Raw genomic sequence first — 17901 nt, forward strand, 5'->3', positions numbered from 1 at the left:
AACAAATGACTCAGTCGGAGAAACACTCGGTCTCGACGAGTCTCCAAAAAACAAGAAGGACTTATTTATGGCTGGTTTCGACAAACGCGTCAGCAGCTATGCCGAGGCGCTGGAAGGATTGCAGGACGGCATGACCGTTCTGGCCGGCGGCTTCGGCCTGTGCGGCATCCCGGAAAACCTGATTGCCGAGATCAAGCGCAAGGGCACGCGCGATCTGACGGTGGTTTCCAACAACTGCGGCGTCGACGGTTTCGGTCTTGGCCTGCTGCTCGAAGACCGGCAGATCCGCAAGATGATCGCTTCCTATGTCGGCGAGAACGCCCTGTTCGAAAGGCAGTTGCTCGATGGCGAGCTGGAAGTCGAACTGACCCCCCAGGGCACCCTGGCCGAGAAGATGCGCGCCGGCGGCGCCGGAATTCCTGCCTTCTACACCGCCACCGGCTATGGCACGCCCGTCGCCGAAGGCAAGGAAGTGCGGGAATTCAACGGTCGTCCACACATTCTCGAACAGGCCATCACCGGTGACTTCGCCATCGTCAAGGCCTGGAAAGCCGACCATTACGGCAACCTGATCTACCGCCACACCGCGCAGAACTTCAATCCGCTGGCCGCAGCAGCCGGGAAGATCACCGTGGTCGAGGTCGAAGAGATCGTCGCGCCCGGCGAAATCGACCCCGCGCAGATCCACACGCCCGGTATCTACGTCGACCGCCTCATCTGCGGCACCTTCGAGAAGCGCATCGAGAAGCGCACCGTGCGCAGCTGAAACCTGTCGCAGTTCTAAAAAAACAAGAGGCTGAAACCCATGGCACTAACCCGCGAACAAATGGCGCAGCGCGTCGCCCGTGAATTGCAGGACGGCTTTTACGTCAACCTCGGCATCGGCATCCCGACGCTGGTGGCCAACTACGTGCCCGACGGCATGGAAGTGATGCTTCAATCGGAGAACGGCCTGCTCGGCATGGGCGTTTTCCCCACCGAGGCAGAGCTCGACGCCGACATGATCAACGCCGGCAAGCAGACCGTCACCGCGCGCATTGGCGCTTCCATTTTCGACTCCGCCGAATCCTTCGCGATGATCCGCGGTGGCCACATCGACCTGACCGTGCTCGGCGCCTTCGAGGTGGATGTGAACGGCAACATCGCCTCATGGATGATCCCCGGCAAGCTGGTCAAGGGCATGGGCGGCGCGATGGACCTGGTGGCCGGCGCGGACAACATCATCGTGCTGATGACCCACGCCTCGAAGGACGGCGAATCCAAACTGCTATCCAAATGCACCCTGCCGCTGACCGGCGCCGGCTGCATCAAGCGTGTGCTGACCGATCTGGCCTATCTGGAAATCGAGGACGGCGCCTTCGTGCTCAAGGAGCGCGCACCAGGGGTGAGCATCGAGGAAATCGTCGCCAAGACCGCCGGAAAACTGGTGGTCCCGGATGACGTACCGGAAATGTCCTTCTAAACCCATTTGATCGGAATTTTCCCGGAGCACAACCATGCAAGACGTCGTTATCGTCGCCGCCACCCGTACTGCCATCGGCGCCTTTCAGGGGGCGCTGGCCAACATTTCCGCACCGGCGTTGGGCGCTGCCGTGATCAGGCGCCTGCTGGAGCAGACCGGCCTGAACCCCGCCGAAGTCGATGAAGTCATTCTCGGCCAGGTACTCACTGCCGGCGCGGGCCAGAACCCGGCACGACAGGCCTCGGTCAAAGCCGGCCTGCCGCATGCAGTGCCCTCCTTCACCCTGAACAAGGTCTGCGGCTCCGGCCTCAAGGCGCTGCACCTGGCGACCCAGGCGATTCGTTGCGGCGATGCCGAGGTAATCATCGCCGGTGGCCAGGAGAACATGAGCCTGGCGCCCTACGTACTGCCCAAAGCCCGCACCGGGTTGCGCATGGGTCATGCCGAACTGGTCGACAGCATGATCAGCGACGGCCTCTGGGATGCCTTCAACGACTTCCACATGGGTATCACCGCCGAGAACCTGGTGGACAAGTACGGCATCAGCCGTGAAGCCCAGGATGCCTTCGCCGCAGCCTCGCAGCAGAAGGCCGTTGCCGCCATCGAGGCCGGTCGCTTCAAGGACGAGATCACTCCCATCGAAATCCCTCAGCGCAAAGGCGAGCCGCTGCGTTTCGACACCGATGAGCAGCCACGTGCCGGCACCACTGCCGAATCGCTGGCCAGGCTCAGGCCTGCCTTCAAGAAGGACGGTTCGGTCACCGCCGGCAACGCCTCTTCGCTCAATGACGGTGCGGCGGCGGTGCTGCTGATGAGCGCGGACAAGGCCAGGGCGCTCGGGCTGCCGGTGCTGGCGCGCATCAAGGCCTACGCCAATGCCGGCGTAGACCCGGCGGTCATGGGCATTGCCCCCGTTTCGGCCACTCGCCGCTGCCTGGACAAAGCCGGTTGGACGCTGGATGAACTGGACCTGATCGAAGCCAACGAAGCCTTCGCCGCCCAGGCGCTGTCGGTCGGCCAGGAGCTGGGCTGGGACGCGGGCAAGGTCAACGTCAACGGCGGCGCCATCGCCCTTGGCCATCCCATCGGTGCCTCCGGCTGCCGGATCCTGGTCAGCCTGCTGCACGAAATGATCCGCCGCGATGCGAAAAAGGGACTCGCGACCCTCTGCATCGGCGGCGGCCAGGGTGTGGCGCTGGCACTGGAACGGAGCTGATTTTCAGCACGCCCCGTCACATTGAGCATCGTGCAAGCAACAACCAAGGGCTCGCTGCGCTGTGTCGTCATGGGCATGGCAGGCGATGCCTGACAAAAAGAATAAAGAAGGATTTCAACGATGATTAACACCATTACCGCCTTGAGCGTAAGGCTCGTCCAGCGTTACCTGCCCTCACCGTTCGTATTTGCGATTCTCCTCAGCCTGTTCGTGCTGGCCGCGAGCATGATGACGACCGGCCAGGGCTTGCCTGCCATGGCCAGGCACTGGGGCACCGGCTTCTGGACGTTGCTGACCTTCGCCATGCAGATGTCACTGATTCTGGTCACCGGCCATGCCCTGGCCAGCGCACCGGCCATCCACCGTCTGCTGGGCGGTCTGGCTCGAATAGCTCGCACGCCAGGTCGCGCCGTGGTCATGGTGACACTGGTCGCGCTGGCTGGCTCCTGGATCAACTGGGGCTTCGGTCTGGTGATCGGTGCCGTATTCGCCCGCGCCCTGGCGCGCGAGGTCAAGGGCGTCGACTACCCCTTGCTGGTGGCGGCGGCCTATTCGGGCTTCCTCATCTGGCATGGCGGCCTGTCCGGTTCGGTCCCGCTGTCGCTGGCCAGCGGCGGCGCCGACCTGGAGCGCATGACCGGCGGGGTCATCACCTCCGCCATTGGCGTCGGCGATACCCTGTTCACGCCCCTCAATCTGACCATCATTGCCCTGCTGGTCATCGGCCTGCCGCTGCTCAACTGGGCCATGCACCCCAAGCAGCCAAAAGTCGCCGACCCGGCCCTGCTGGTCGACCCGGTACACGAACCGCTGCCACACGAAACCATCGCACAGCGCCTGGATGACAGCAAAATACTGAACCTGATCATCGTTGCCCTGGGCGCCGTTTACTTCATCTACTATTTCGCCGAGAACGGTTTTGCGCTGACGCTGAACATCGTCATCGGCCTGTTCCTGTTCATAGGCCTGGCGCTGCATGGTTCCCCGGAGCGCTACATGCGTGCGGTGCAGGACGGCATCGGCGGCATCAGCGGCATCGTCATCCAGTTCCCCTTCTACGCCGGGATCATGGGCATGATGGTCGGCGCCAATGCCGACGGCCTGTCGCTGGGCAAACAGATCACCGACACCTTCATCGCCTGGTCGACGGTCGATACCTTCCCCATGCTGGCCTTCCTCAGTGCCGGCCTGGTCAACGTCTTCGTGCCGTCCGGTGGTGGCCAATGGGCGGTGCAAGGCCCGATCATGCTGCCGGCTGGCGAAGCCCTGGGCGTGGCTCCGGCGGTCACGGCCATGGCGATTGCCTGGGGCGATGCCTGGACCAACATGATCCAGCCGTTCTGGGCGCTGCCGATTCTGGCTATCGTCGGCCTCGGCGCACGCGACATCATGGGTTACTGCCTGTTGATCCTGGTGTACTCGGGCGTGGTCATTTCCGGCTGTTTCTATTTCCTCACCTAAAAACCGACATAAGACATCGCGCTTCGGTTACTGACGAAACCCCGCTCATGCGGGGTTTCTTTTTTCCAGCTATCGCAATTGGTTCCCCGCGCGGACGACGAGCGGCACAAATTTTTCGTTACAGACAGTGTCGCAGTTAACGGACTGGGATCTGATTCCGTAGTAGCGACAAGGAACGAGGCCTGGCTGCAACGCGACATTTCGTTGCGTGCAATGGGAGGGGCGAGCATTCGGCAATGGATGCTCGCAAGCAGCCGCCGTCTCGACAGGGACGGCATTGAAGACTCGCAAAGGAAAGACCGATGCTCTTCAACTCCATGGTGTTCATCGCCGGCTTTCTGCCGGTGGTTCTTCTTGGCTTTATCCTGCTTGCAGGGACTGGCAGGCAACGTTCTGCCGCCATCTGGCTGACGCTGGCGTCGCTGGTGTTCTACGGCTGGTGGAACCCCATCTATGTGCCACTGCTGATCGGCAGCATGGTGACAAACTACCTGATCGGCGGATGCCTGAGGCGCAGGCCATCGCGGACGCTGCTGGTGCTCGGCGTCGGGGCCAACGTGGCGCTGCTCGGCTACTACAAGTACACCGGCTTCCTGTTCGGCACACTCGACGAGGCCTTTGGCCTGGGCTGGTCGGTGGGCGATATCATCCTGCCGCTGGCGATCTCCTTCTTCACCTTCCAGCAGATCGCCTATCTGGTGGACGCCCATGACGGCGAAGTGAGCGAACATGATTTCGTCAATTACTGCCTGTTCATCAGCTTCTTCCCGCAACTGATCGCCGGCCCGATCACCCATCACGGCGAGATGCTCAAACAATTCAAGGACCACAGCACCTTTCGTCCGCGGCTGGACAATATCTCTCTGGGCCTGACGATATTCGTGCTCGGCCTGTTCAAGAAGGTGATCATCGCCGACCCGCTGGGCGCCCAGGCCTCGCCGATCTTCGCGGTCGCTGCCGACGGCAGCGTTCCGGCGCTTTACGACGCCTGGTTCGGCGCGCTCGCCTATACGCTGCAGATCTACTTCGACTTCTCCGGCTACAGCGATATGGCCATAGGCCTGGGGCTGCTGTTCGGGCTGCGTCTGCCGGTGAACTTCAACAGCCCGTTCAAGGCGCACAACCTCATCGATTACTGGTCACGCTGGCACATGACGCTGACGCGCTTTCTCACGGCCTATATCTACAACCCCATCGTCATGCGCATCACCCGTTCACGCATGGCGGCGGGCAAACCACTGCCTCGCCGGGGGAAGATGAGCCTGGGCACCTTAGTCGTCCTGGTAGCCTACCCCACCGTGCTGACCATGTTCATCTCCGGCATCTGGCATGGCGCAGGCTGGCAGTTCGTGGTGTTCGGCCTGCTGCATGGCTTCTACCTGGTGGTCGCCCATGGCTTCCGGGCCTGGAAGGCGCGCCGGGGCCTGCCGCTCGACAGCGACAAGCGCCTGCATCATTGCACCGCCGTGCTGCTGACCTTCCTCTGCGTGGTCGTGGCGATGGTGTTCTTCCGTGCCGAAAGCGTCCCGGCGGCGCTGGCGATGCTGTCAGGCATGCTCGGCCTGAGCGAGCTGAGCACCAAGTTCGACAAGTCGGACTACCTCACCCTGGCACTGCTGCTCGCCTTCGTCTGGCTGATGCCCAACGTGCAGCAATGGATGGCGCGTTTCCGCACCGCCCTGGATGCGCAGCCACGCGAAAGCTGGCTGCTGCGCTGGCTTCCCGTCGCTTCGTGGAGCCCGACACCGGTCATCGGCGTGGCCATCGGCGTACTGGGCTTCTTCGCTCTCGCCGTGGCTTTCTCCGTGGCGCCTACCGAGTTTCTCTACTTCCAGTTCTGACGCAAAAGGAGCGAATGGCTAATGGATCAGCTTCTCTGGCTAGCCGAACATCCAGACCTGAGCGCCGCTATCGGCGAAGCCAAGCGCGAGCCCGACCCGCTCGCACGACTCGCAGCGGCCACACGGCTCGCAGGCTATCGACGGGACTTCACCCTGACCACCCGCCTGGACCGGCTGGCAAGCGAAGGCTTGCAGGCGGTGGCCAACGGCGGAGCATCCGCTTCAGGCTTGCGGCCTCTGCGTATCGCGCTGCTCGCCTCGCATACGGTGGATCACCTGGTGCCGGCGATTCGCGTCGCCGGCTTGCAGCGGCGCTTGGCGCTCTCGGTGCATGTCGCGCCCTATGGCATGTACCGCCAGGCACTGCTGATGGACGACCCGGCGCTGACGAGCTTCGCTCCGCAACTGATCGTCCTGGCGCTGGATGTCCGCGACGCGCCCCTGCAACTGCCGCTGGAGGCCTCGCCGGAGGATGTGGATGCAGCCGTGACCGAGCGTGTCGACGAGCTGCGCCTGCTCTGGCGTCGCGCCCGTGAACGCTTCGCCGCCCAGGTGGTACAGCAAACCCTGGTGCCCGCCGATCCAGCCATCTTCGGCTCGTTCGAGGCACTGGTGCCTGCGGCACCTTATGCAGTGATCGATCGCTTGAATGCAGCCATCCGCAGCGCCGCCCGGGAAGACGGCGTGCTGCTGATGGATCTCGCCTGGGAAGCGGCGCGCGGCAGCTACGGCGACGGCCTGGCCGAACCGCTGCGCTGGCACCAGGCCAAGCAGCTGGTGAGCCCGAACCTGGCGCCCTTGTATGGCGACCAGTTGGCACGCATCGCCGCCGCCAGCGCCGGCCTGTCGCGCAAATGCCTGGTGCTGGATCTGGACAACACGCTGTGGGGCGGGGTGATCGGTGACGATGGCCTCGATGGCATTCACCTGGGCCAGGGCTCGCCCAGCGGCGAAGCCTTCCTTGCCTTCCAGCGCTACGCGGCGCTGCTGGCGCGGCGCGGGATCATCCTCGCGGTGTGCAGCAAGAACGACCTGAGCATCGCTGAGGCGGCGTTCAGCCATCCTGAAATGGCGCTCAAACGCAGCGACATCGCCGCCTTCGTCGCCAACTGGGAAGACAAGGCCGGCAACCTGCGGCGCATCGCCTCGATGCTGGATATCGGCCTGGACAGCCTGGTCTTCGTCGATGACAACCCGGCCGAGCGCGATATTGTGCGGCGCGAGCTACCAGAGGTGGCGGTGCCGGAATTGCCCGAAGACGTAGCCGACTACCCGGCACGTGTCGCCGCAGCCGGCTATTTCGAAGCGGTGTCCTTTACTACGGACGACACCACGCGCGGGCGCAATTATGCGCTGAACGCCGAGCGCAAGGCCGCCATGAGCCAGGCCACCGACATGGAAGGCTACCTGCGCGGGCTGCAGATGGTGCTGCACGCCACGCCCATCGGTGCCGCCGAACTTGTCCGCAGCACCCAGCTGATCAACAAGACCAATCAGTTCAACCTCACCACACGTCGCTACAGCGAGGCGGAGGTCGAACGCATCGCCGGCGACCCGCGCTCGGTCGCATTGGCGATCCGCATGACCGACAAGTTCGGCGACAACGGTCTGATCAGCGTGGTGCTGGCCCGACCGGACGCGACCGTCGCCGACGACGAGCTGCTGATCGACAGCTGGCTGATGAGCTGTCGCGTGCTGGGCCGGCAGGTCGAAGAAGCCGTCCTCGACGTGCTCGCCAAGGCGGCCAGCACTGCGGGCTACGGTGCATTGATCGGCGAATACCGGCCCACCGAACGCAACGCCATGGTCGCCGAACACTATCCACGGCTGGGCTTCGTCCAGCATCCGGCGCCCGTCGAGGCCGTCAGCGAAGCGACCTTCTGGCGCTACGCCCTCGGTTCCAACCGCTCCCCCCGCCACTTCATCGAGGTAAAGGCATGACCGAAGCAGACGTAATCGAGGCACTCACCCCGGTCTTTCACGACGTGTTCGACGACGACAGCATCGTGCTGACCCCGGAAATGACCGCCAATGACATCGAGGGCTGGGACAGCCAGACCCACGTGATGCTCACGGTCGCCGCCGAACAGCGCTTCGGCATCAAGTTCCGCACCGCGGAGCTGGAATCGCTGCGCAACGTCGGTCACTTCGCCCAGGTCATCAGCGCCAGACTCGCAGGAAGGTAGACCATGCCCTACACCGCCGAAGCATCCGGGTCCGGCAACACCGGCGAGCAAGCGGCAGCCAGCGCACCGGACCGGGTCCGCACGCGCTATCTGCTGTCCGTGGTTGCCGGTCTGCTCAGCGCACTGGGGCTGTTCTGCCTGACGCTGTTCGGCCTGGAGCGAACCGGCAACCTGCCGCCACCGGCGTTCTCCAACAATCTCTGTGTCGACGAGAAACTCAACTTCCTGCGAGGCAACCCGATTGACTCGCCCAATCTTCTGGTCATCGGCTCATCGGTGGCCTGGCGGCATGTGGATGGCAACGCCCTGGTCCAGGCCATGCCCCGCCTGCGGCCCATGAACGGCGCTTTCTGCGGGCTGTTCGCCAATCAGTCGACCTATGTTGGCCACTGGCTGCTCGACCGCGAGCCGAGCATTCGCAGCGTCGTGATGATCGCCAATCCACAGGATTTCGCCGGCTGCTGGAAGGCTCCGACAGCGGTATTCAACCGCGAGCATGTCAGCCCTTATGTGTACGAGGGCGCATCGCACTGGGGCTACTACATGCGCTATTTCGCACCCGCCTCCCTCGCCCGCAACGCCCTGACCGTAAAGGCGCAGCGCGCCGGTCAGATCGAATGGGACCCGCTGGTGTTCAATCGCTTCGGCGACGGCCCGTTGCGGACCGACAACACCCGCCACCTGATGTATGGCCGCCCGGATGCGCTGGACCGCAACTGCTTCGATGCGCTGCTGGAAATGAGCGCACGACTGCAACACGAAGGCCGCACGCTGATGGTCGTTTCCACCCCGCTGCACCCTGAGTGGAAAGAAAAGTACGACCCGGACGGCGCCTTCCTTGCCGATTTCGACAGGCGTATCGCCGGTGCCCTGGCCACGACTGGCGGCACCTACTGGAACGCCGACAAGGACTGGAACACGCCGGAGAATGCCTTCGTCGATGCGGTACATCTACGCTGGTCAGCCGCACAGGAATTCACCAAGGCACTGGCCGAACAGTTGCGTAAAAGCGCGCCCGGTCCGACTGCTGCAGCCCTGCACAGATCCTCCGCTGAACGGCGATTGCCGGCGCTTTGACGCCGTGCTATCTAAGTGACTGTATTCCGTCATATCTCGCAACAGTTCCAGGGAAGAAATCAAATGGACACTACAAAGACTGCAGTTACTGGGGCCGAGCGATGGGGAGTCGTCTACCCATACGGCAGCGTACTGGCGATATTCGAAAACGAGCAGGAGGCCTTGTCCGAAGCGAACTGCTTCGGCGGCGCAGTGGTTCGGATAGTGCAGGATGTCTGGAATGCGGTGAGTGCCGGCAGCGAAACAGGCGCCAGCACGCAAGAGCTGGCGACCTCTTGATTCCGTAGATGCTCAGGCAGGCACTTACAGTGTCGCCCTGGCATAGTTGTTGACTGCGAGAGCATCTGCCCTGCCCGCTTCCTGACGCTGCTGGAGAATGATATCCAGCACGCGGCTCGGCTGAAGCTCGATGTCATCGAAGGTGATCATCTGGCCAGGTTCGAGCGCACGCTTGAGCACGGTATTGCGCAACAGGCCGATAGGCACGTGCTCAGGTTCGTCAGCGAGGCGTATCGCTTCGCCGCGCACATCGAAACCACCAATACCGCGCATGATGATCTCGCCGGGCTTCATCTCGTGCTTGGCCATGGCCGCGACACCCAGCGTCGGTTTCGTCGAGTTGTTCAGCAACACCCCACCACCGGCCAGCACCCTGCGTACCGTCTTGCCGACCTCCAGGGAACAGAGATGGAAGGGCCGCGACAGCACGTAGTACGGGCCGGGACCCAACTTGAAATACTCGATGGCCGGAGCCTGGGCTTCATCGTGACGACAGACCAGAAAGACACCTCCCGCCGGATAACCGCTGGGTATGACGTAATCCACGATCGGCTGACCGAGATTTTCCGCGATCAACCCAAGCACACTGGCGCTGCGGTTGAGGTCGGTCGAGGCCAGGCCCTCCAGCCCGGGCCGGGAAATGCTCGCGCCAAAGCCGTTGCCCACCACCACCTGCTCGATCTGCACCTTGGTGCCATCGGTGAACGAGGTGGTCTGATCGATACTGATCCCCTGCCGCTTCGACCAGTAGGCCATGTCTTCCCGGCTGGGGTTGTGGTTGAGAAAGCCCTTCATGTTGCCGTACACGAGCGGTTTGAAGCCCATCTGCACGGCATCTTCGTGCAGAGCGGCAAGCGAGCCTGGCTGATCGCCCTCCGCTTCGGTGAGCAGCCCCTTGCCTGCCAGCCAGGAACCCGTGGTGACCTGCAACTCAGCGTTCACGGTGACAACCGGCAAGCCGGCTTCGAAAGCGCGTTCGATGACCTGCGTACCGAAAAACACATCACCGGAACACTCGACGATAAGATCAGAGTGCTCGACAAGGTCATCAATGGAGTTGGTCAGCGCCTCCCTGAGCGGAAAATCATCAATCGCATCGATGCCCCGGCGCGTGAGGACACGGGTTATCCGCAGATCTGGATAGTGCTGCATGATCAGGCGAACGAAGCAACGCGAAATCATGCCTGTGCCGGAAACTCCTACTCTTTTCAGGGTTGTGGTCATCTTGAAAGTCCTTTTTTGTCGACCCTAGGTCGGACCGTCACAATTTGAAAAAGTTTGCGTAAAGCCATCAATCCGTACAGGTGTCCGTGAGCCCTGCAACCGTTCTCGCCGAGCAACAAAGTCGAAGATCATCCTGCACCGCCAACGTCTCTTCTCGCCCGCCGCCCGCCTGTCCCAGACACCACTGGCGCACGGTTACGCCGAGCGCCTCGACAGGTGCATCGGCCGCTTCCACCACAGGCGAGAAATTGAACGCTTCCAGCAGACCGGCCAGCACCATTCGTGCCTTGATGAACTGGCCATGCCGAAGCAGACGGGCCACCAGGCCCAGGCGCGAAACAGCCAGCACCGGCACGCGGCGCCAACGATGGTAGCGGCGGGCAATGAACAGCTCGTTGCGGATGAAGTGCCGGTGCAGCGCAATCCGCTGCGGGTCGGTTTCGCGGCGGATATCGATCGAGCCGCTGACCCGCCGCAGGTGCAGCACCCTGCTCGCGGCCACCAGATAGCCAGGCGTCTGCTGGCTGATGCGCAGGGTGAACTCGGTATCGTCGCCCCACATGAACATCGGCGCGAGCGGCAGGCCGTAGCGTTGCAGTGACAGGCGGGGCACCAGGATCGAGACGAAGGTCGCCGGACGCACCGGAACCACGCCGAACCGCAGCAGGGCCGGCCAGTTTTCATAATCGATGGCGTTGCTGCGCGCATCGACATTTGGCACGTTGGTCAGCAACCCGTCCTCGGTATAGGCAGTGGAAAGCAGGAAGGAATGGGGCTGAGCCTGGGCATCAAGTGTTTCGGCGGCTTCGACAAGCCGCTGCAGGGCGTCCGGTTCGGGTATGACATCATCGTCCATCATCCAGACGAAATCGGCGCCCAGCTGGTAGGCAATGCGGAACCCGGCGCTGAAACCACCCGATGCGCCGGTGTTGTGCGACAACTCGTAGACCCTGAGCGTGGGTAGCTGAAGTTGCAGAAGCATCTCCAGCGTCCCGTCACCGCTGGCATTGTCAACCACGATGATGCCGTCACAGGGGCGGCTCTGGGCATTGATGCTCTCCAGACAGCGTTTGAGCAAATCCTTGCGTTTGTACGACAGTACGACTGCGTATATCTGTTCCATGGCTCGCTCTCTGACCGAGATGACAGGTGGCTGTTGGCATAGCGCTCTGCTCCGACCAGGAAAGCGGAACAGGGTTCAAGCAGCAGAAGACAAATCCTGAAACATTTCACCTTTTCGCCCTGAAAAGGGTCCGACGGTTGCTAATCGCACCCATTTGGCACGGCGATCAGCCAGGCCAAACGCTGCTGCCTTATCGCCCCGCTCACGCCCCCAAGGCCCGCCACATCTGGCCTGAAGCAAGGCTGCCGGCAGCTTTCGCGGCCCTGGCATACAAGATGCCTCTCAGTCACAACGCCTGCCGAGCGATCCGGCAGCACTGCCCGGACTGCCAGCAGCATTCATCAAGGCGTCACCTCGCGCTGACGGCGTCCGGAACGGCTTCGACTGAGGAACACGTCATGCATGCAAGCGTTCTCCCGCTCAAGAGCGAAACACTGGTCATCGTCGGCAACGGCATGGTTGGCCATCACTGCGTTGAACAGCTGATCGCACGCGATGCGCTGGAGCGCTACCAGATTCATGTGTTCGGCGAAGAGCATCAGCGCGCTTACGACCGGGTGCACCTTTCCGAGTACTTCGGCGGGCGCGATGCCGATGCCCTGGCGCTGTGCGATGCGGGCTGGTACGCCGACCACGGCGTGCAGCTGCACCTGGGCGTGCAGGTACTGGAAATTGACCGCGCCCGGCAGGAGATCCTCACGACGCAGGGTCGCCAGCCTTACGACCGGCTGATCCTGGCGACCGGTTCCTATCCCTTCGTGCCACCGATTGCCGGTGCGGAGGGCAATGCGCAACTGCTCTACCGCACGCTGGATGATCTGGACCAGATCCGCGTGGCAGCGGTCGGTGCCCGGCGCGGCGTGGTGATCGGCGGTGGGCTGCTTGGCCTGGAAGCCGCCAATGCGCTGAAATCCCTGGGTCTGGAAGCCCATGTGGTGGAGTTCGCATCACGCCTGATGCCGGTGCAGCTCGACGCCGAAGGTGGCGAGGCGCTCAAGGCGCGGATCGAGGCCCTGGGCGTCGGCGTACATCTGTCGCGGGCCACCCAGGCCATCGTTCCCGGCACGGAGTACGCCTGGCGCCTGAACTTCGACGATGGCGAGTTCCTGGAAACCGATCTGGTGGTGTTTTCCGCCGGCATCCGCCCGCAGGATGCGCTTGGCCGGCAAGCGGCGCTCGCACTCGGGCCACGCGGCGGCATCGCCATCGACAACGCCTGTCGCAGCAGCGATCCGGCGATCTTCGCCATCGGTGAATGTGCCGCCTGGAACGGCAGCGTGTTCGGCCTGGTGGCGCCGGGTTACGGCATGGCACGCACCGTGGCCGCGCAGTTGGCAGGCGAGCCTCATGAGGCCTTCACCGGCGCCGACATGTCCACCAAGCTCAAACTGCTCGGAGTCGACGTCGGCTCTATCGGCGACGCCCACGGCGCCACGCCGGGTTCGAGAAGCTATCGGTTCATCGACGAAGCGAACGCCAGCTACCGGCGCCTGGTGGTCTCACCGGATGGCAAGCACGTCATCGGCGCGGTGCTGGTGGGCGACAACAGTTATTACAACACCCTGCTGCAATACGCGCAGAACGGCATCAGGCTGCCGGACGAGCCGTCCAGCCTGATCCTGCCGCAATCGGGCGGCGCGCCAACCCTGGGCGCCGGTGCGTTGCCGGACAGCGCGACCATCTGCTCCTGCCACAACGTCAGCAAGGGCGCGGTGTGCTGCCAGGTCGAGGCCGGCGTCAGCGATCTCGGCGAGCTGAAGGCCATCACCAAGGCCGGCACCGGTTGCGGTGGTTGCAGCGCGCTACTCAAGCAGGTCTTCGAGCACGAACTGGCCGCACGCGGCGTCGAGGTGGACAAGAGCCTGTGCGAGCACTTCGCCCATACCCGCCAGGCGCTGTTCGACATCGTCCGCGTCGAGGGCATCCGCGATTTCACAACGCTGCTGGCACGCCATGGACGTGGTGCCATCGGCTGCGATATCTGCAAGCCGGCGGTGGGCTCGATCCTGGCGTCCTGCTGGAACCAGCCGATCACCGATCCGCAACTGGTCGCGCTGCAGGACACCAACGACACCTTCATGGCCAACATGCAGAAAAACGGCACCTACTCGGTGGTGCCGCGCATCGCCGGCGGCGAGATCACCCCGGACAGGCTGATCGCGCTGGGCGCGGTGGCGAAGAAATACGACCTCTACACCAAGATCACCGGCGGCCAGCGCATCGACCTGTTCGGCGCCCAGTTGCATGAGCTGCCGGATATCTGGAGCGAGCTGATCGAGGCCGGCTTCGAGACCGGCCATGCCTACGGCAAGTCCCTGCGCACGGTGAAATCCTGCGTGGGCAGTACCTGGTGCCGCTACGGCGTGCAGGACAGCGTCGCCATGGCGCTGCGCCTGGAGGATCGCTACAAGGGCCTGCGCGCGCCGCACAAGATCAAGTTCGGCGTCTCCGGCTGCACCCGCGAATGCGCCGAAGCGCAGAGCAAGGACATCGGCGTGATCGCCACCGAGAACGGCTGGAACCTCTATGTGGCCGGTAACGGCGGCATGCGCCCGCGTCACGCCGAACTGTTCGCCACCGACCTCGATGACGAAGCCCTGGTGCGCACCATCGACCGTTTCCTGATGTTCTACATCCGCACCGCCGACAAGCTGCAGCGCACCTCGGTCTGGCGCGAGTCGCTCGAAGGCGGCCTGGACTATCTCAAGGCGGTGATCCTCGATGACAGCCTGAATCTCGCCGCCGAACTCGAAGCGCAGATGCAGCACGTCGTCGACCGCTACGAATGCGAGTGGGCCAACGCCCTCAAGGACCCGGAGAAGCTCAAGCGCTTCCGCACCTTCGTCAACGACCGGCGCGGCGACCCCGATATCCACTTCGTCAAGGAGCGCGGCCAGCGTCGCCCGGCCCGCGCCAGCGAACTTCACCTGATTCCCGTCACCGAGGAGATGCTCTGATGAGCCCGTCCAATGCCCTGCGCCTGTCATCCGTCGAACCCGCCCACTGGCGTGCACTGTGCAGCCGTCGCGATCTGGTCGCCCATTCCGGCGTGGTCGCCTGGCTGGATGGCCGGCAGGTCGCACTGATCCACCTGCCTGACGGCGAAGCCGGCGAGCAGGTGTTCGCCGTCGAGAACCGCGATCCCAGATCCGGCGCCAACGTCATCGGGCGCGGCATCGTCGGCCAGCTCAAGGGCGACCTGGTGATCGCCTCGCCACTGTACAAGCAGCACTTTCGCCTCGCCGACGGGCGCTGCCTGGAACATCCCGAACAGCACCTGCGGGTCTGGCCGGCGCGCCTGAATGGCGATGCGGTGGAAATCGCCACCGCCTGAGCTGAACGGCACGCCGCTGCCCGAACCCTACGCCCTGCCTGACCTTACAGAGAACCAGACCATGTCCTATATCATTCCTGCGGAATTCGTCACCAAGATGGTGGATGCTGGCGAGTCGAAGATATTCATGTCCACGAGAGACACGCTGATTCGTGCGTTCATGGCCGGTGCGATCCTCGCCCTGGCCGCCGTTTTCGCTGTAACCGTTTCAGTACAGACCGGCTCGCCACTGGTAGGCGCCATGCTCTTTCCGGTGGGCTTCATCATGCTGTACCTGATGGGCTTCGATCTGCTCACCGGAGTGTTCGTGCTGACACCGCTGGCGCTGCTGGACAGGCGACCTGGTGTGACCGTGAACGGCGTGCTGCGCAACTGGGGGCTGGTATTTCTCGGCAACTTCGCCGGCGCGCTGACGGTGGCGTTCATGATGGCCTTCGTCTTCACCACGGGCTTCATGAGCGAGCCTGGCGCGGTTGGCGAGAAGATTTCCACCATCGGTGAGGCCCGCACCCTGGGTTATGCGGAGTACGGCGCCGCCGGCTGGGCGACTATCTTCCTGCGCGGTGTGCTGTGCAACTGGATGGTGTCGATGGGTGTGGTCGGCGCAATGATCTCCACCACCGTGGGCGGCAAGGCCATCGCCATGTGGATGCCGATCATGCTGTTCTTCTATATGGGCTTCGAGCATTCGGTGGTGAACATGTTCCTGTTCCCCTCGGCGATGATCATGGGCGGTGATTTCTCGGTCATGGATTACATGATCTGGAACGAAATCCCCACCGCGCTGGGCAATCTCGTTGGCGGCCTGGCCTTCACCGGCCTGACGCTCTACACCACTCACATCAGGACCGCGCCAAAACGGGCGTTTCACTGAGCCGATGACGCTGGCCCACTGATGAGTGACCAACTGAAGATTTCGCTGGGCCAGCACACCGACAAGGGGCGCAAGCAAAGCAATCAGGATTTCCACGGCGCCTGCATACCCAGTGAACCGCAGCTGAGCAGCAAGGGCATCGTCATCGCCGTGGCCGACGGAATCAGCAGCAGTACCGTCAGCCATATCGCCAGCGAAGCGGCGGTGACCGGCTTTCTTGCCGACTATTACTGCACTGCCGATGCCTGGTCGGTGAAGACTTCGGCACAGCGCGTGCTGATGGCAACCAACTCCTGGCTACACGCCCAGAGCCAGCAAAGCCTGTACCGCTACGACAGGGATCGGGGCTACGTCTGCACCTTCAGCGCCCTGGTGATCAAATCGACCACCGCACACCTCTTCCACGCCGGTGACTCACGCATCTATCGCATCCAGGGCAAAGCGCTGGAGCAGTTGACCAACGACCACCGGATGTGGCTTTGCGAAGGCCAGAGCTACCTGAGCCGCGCGCTCGGCATCCATGACCAGCTGGAAATCGATTATCGCGCCGAACAGCTGGCCATCGGCGATATCTTTCTCCTGGCCACCGATGGCGTCTACGAACACGTCAGCCCAGGCCTCATGATCGATACCATCGAGCGGCATCCGACAGACCTGGATGCCGCCGCCAGAGCAATCGTCGACGAGGCCATCCAGCGTGGCAGCACGGACAATCTCACCGTGCAGATCGTGCGGCTCGACGGACTGCCGACACAGGCGCCCGAGGAACTCTACCGGCAGTTCACCGAACTACCCTTCCCACCCATGCTGGAAACACGGGCACGGTTCGACGGCTACCGTATCGTTCGGGAGCTGCACGCCAGCAGCCGGAGCCATGTCTACCTGGCGACTGACGATAGCGACAACGAAAGGGTGATCATCAAAACACCCTCCATCGAGCTGCAGCACAACGCAGCCTATCTGGAGCGATTTCTCACCGAAGAGTGGATTGCCCGCCGAATCGACAACCCCCATGTGGTCAAGCCCTGCCCGCAAACACGCTCGCGCAACTTTCTCTACACCGTCAGCGAATTCATCGAAGGCCGGACACTGAGGCAGTGGATGATCGACAACCCCCGCCCCGACCTGGAGACGGTGCGCGGCATCGTCGAGCAGATCGCCAGTGGTCTGCGTGCCTTCCACCGGCTGGAAATGCTGCATCAGGACCTGCGCCCCGACAACATCATGATCAACGCCGCGGGCATGGTGAAAATCATCGATTTCGGCTCGGCACGAGTGGCCGGGCTGATGGAGGTCGCCTCGCCCATCGAGCGCAGCGACTTGCTCGGCACTGCTCAGTACACCGCGCCGGAATACTTTCTCGGCGAAGCCGGCACACCCCGCTCGGACCTGTTTTCCCTGGCCGTCATCACCTACCAGATGCTCACCGGCAAGCTACCCTACGGCACGCAGGTGGTGCGCTGCCGTACCCGCGCGGCGCAGAACAAGCTCCACTATCAGCCGATCCGTAACCATGACAGCGAAATACCGGCCTGGATCGACGACGTGCTGCGCAAGGCCCTGCACCCTGCCCCTTACAAACGCTACGAAGAGCTGTCCGAATTCGTCTTCGAGCTGCGCCAGCCGAACCAGGCCTTTCTCAACAGGGCCAGACCACCTCTGATGGAACGCAATCCGGTGCTGTTCTGGCAAGGCCTGTCGCTGGCGCTGGCTGCGGCACTGGTCGTACTACTGGTGCGTTGAGGCAACAGGCGGGCCCGCCGTTGATCCACATCACAGTGCTGTGCCCGTTTGCCAGTGGTCGTATGGATGAGCCTCATGACC

At 63.1% G+C, this 17901-nt stretch carries 15 protein-coding genes; 13 read left to right on the forward strand and 2 right to left on the reverse strand.

Features of this window, described 5'->3' with window-relative positions:
- The first annotated feature begins 67 nt into the window (after window positions 1-67).
- The 9 genes from G7020_RS17365 to G7020_RS17405 all read left to right on the forward strand — a co-directional run bounded on the left by G7020_RS17365 (window position 68) and on the right by G7020_RS17405 (window position 9522).
- Window positions 68-766 (forward strand): CoA transferase subunit A, encoded by a 699-nt coding sequence (locus tag G7020_RS17365; RefSeq protein ID WP_181086396.1) that lies wholly within the window; start codon window positions 68-70, stop codon window positions 764-766.
- 39 nt (window positions 767-805) lie between these two features.
- Window positions 806-1462: a CoA transferase subunit B gene (locus G7020_RS17370; RefSeq protein WP_181086397.1), complete on the forward strand. Its 657-nt coding sequence runs from the start codon at window positions 806-808 to the stop codon at window positions 1460-1462.
- A 34-nt stretch (window positions 1463-1496) separates the two neighbouring features.
- Window positions 1497-2678, forward strand: a complete 1182-nt coding sequence (locus tag G7020_RS17375; RefSeq protein WP_181086398.1) for an acetyl-CoA C-acetyltransferase — start codon at window positions 1497-1499, stop codon at window positions 2676-2678.
- 120 nt (window positions 2679-2798) lie between these two features.
- The gene (locus G7020_RS17380; RefSeq protein ID WP_181086399.1) at window positions 2799-4139 is read left to right on the forward strand and encodes a short-chain fatty acid transporter; all 1341 of its coding nucleotides are present in this window, start codon (window positions 2799-2801) and stop codon (window positions 4137-4139) included.
- A 302-nt stretch (window positions 4140-4441) separates the two neighbouring features.
- Window positions 4442-5980 carry an MBOAT family O-acyltransferase gene (locus G7020_RS17385; protein WP_181086400.1) on the forward strand — a complete coding sequence of 513 codons (1539 nt, stop codon included), beginning with the start codon at window positions 4442-4444 and terminating at the stop codon, window positions 5978-5980.
- A gap of 21 nt (window positions 5981-6001) precedes the next feature.
- On the forward strand, window positions 6002-7921 hold the full coding sequence (locus G7020_RS17390; RefSeq protein WP_181086401.1) for an HAD-IIIC family phosphatase: 1920 nt from the start codon (window positions 6002-6004) through the stop codon (window positions 7919-7921).
- Window positions 7918-8166, forward strand: coding sequence for an acyl carrier protein (locus G7020_RS17395; RefSeq protein ID WP_181086402.1), 249 nt, complete (start codon window positions 7918-7920; stop codon window positions 8164-8166). Before G7020_RS17390 ends, G7020_RS17395 begins: the two co-directional genes overlap by 4 nt.
- 3 nt (window positions 8167-8169) lie before the next feature.
- Window positions 8170-9243, forward strand: a complete 1074-nt coding sequence (locus G7020_RS17400) for a hypothetical protein (protein WP_258189380.1) — start codon at window positions 8170-8172, stop codon at window positions 9241-9243.
- A gap of 63 nt (window positions 9244-9306) precedes the next feature.
- A complete protein-coding gene (locus G7020_RS17405; RefSeq protein ID WP_181086403.1) occupies window positions 9307-9522 on the forward strand; it encodes a hypothetical protein in 216 nt (71 codons plus the stop codon).
- 24 nt (window positions 9523-9546) lie between these two features.
- On the opposite strand, the gene G7020_RS17410 is transcribed toward G7020_RS17405, so the two are convergent.
- Window positions 9547-10704 (reverse strand): NAD(P)-dependent oxidoreductase, encoded by a 1158-nt coding sequence (locus G7020_RS17410; protein WP_181086425.1) that lies wholly within the window; start codon window positions 10702-10704, stop codon window positions 9547-9549.
- Window positions 10705-10813: 109 nt separating this feature from the next.
- A complete protein-coding gene (locus G7020_RS17415) occupies window positions 10814-11869 on the reverse strand; it encodes a glycosyltransferase family 2 protein (RefSeq protein WP_181086404.1) in 1056 nt (351 codons plus the stop codon).
- A 398-nt stretch (window positions 11870-12267) separates the two neighbouring features.
- Between G7020_RS17415 and nirB the strand changes: the two genes are divergently transcribed.
- The 4 genes from nirB (at window position 12268) to G7020_RS17435 (ending at window position 17820) form a co-directional block, all read left to right on the forward strand.
- Window positions 12268-14826, forward strand: a complete 2559-nt coding sequence (nirB, locus tag G7020_RS17420) for a nitrite reductase large subunit NirB (protein ID WP_181086405.1) — start codon at window positions 12268-12270, stop codon at window positions 14824-14826.
- Window positions 14826-15203, forward strand: a complete 378-nt coding sequence (nirD, locus tag G7020_RS17425) for a nitrite reductase small subunit NirD (RefSeq protein WP_181086406.1) — start codon at window positions 14826-14828, stop codon at window positions 15201-15203. The genes nirB and nirD overlap by 1 nt, the downstream gene beginning before the upstream one ends.
- A 61-nt stretch (window positions 15204-15264) precedes the next feature.
- A complete protein-coding gene (locus tag G7020_RS17430) occupies window positions 15265-16077 on the forward strand; it encodes a formate/nitrite transporter family protein (RefSeq protein WP_181086426.1) in 813 nt (270 codons plus the stop codon).
- A 21-nt stretch (window positions 16078-16098) separates the two neighbouring features.
- Complete coding sequence (locus G7020_RS17435) at window positions 16099-17820, forward strand: bifunctional protein-serine/threonine kinase/phosphatase (RefSeq protein ID WP_181086407.1); 1722 nt, start codon at window positions 16099-16101, stop codon at window positions 17818-17820.
- Window positions 17821-17901: the final 81 nt, after the last annotated feature.

It is taken from the genome of Stutzerimonas stutzeri (assembly GCF_013522825.1).
Taxonomy (GTDB): domain Bacteria; phylum Pseudomonadota; class Gammaproteobacteria; order Pseudomonadales; family Pseudomonadaceae; genus Stutzerimonas; species Stutzerimonas stutzeri_AK.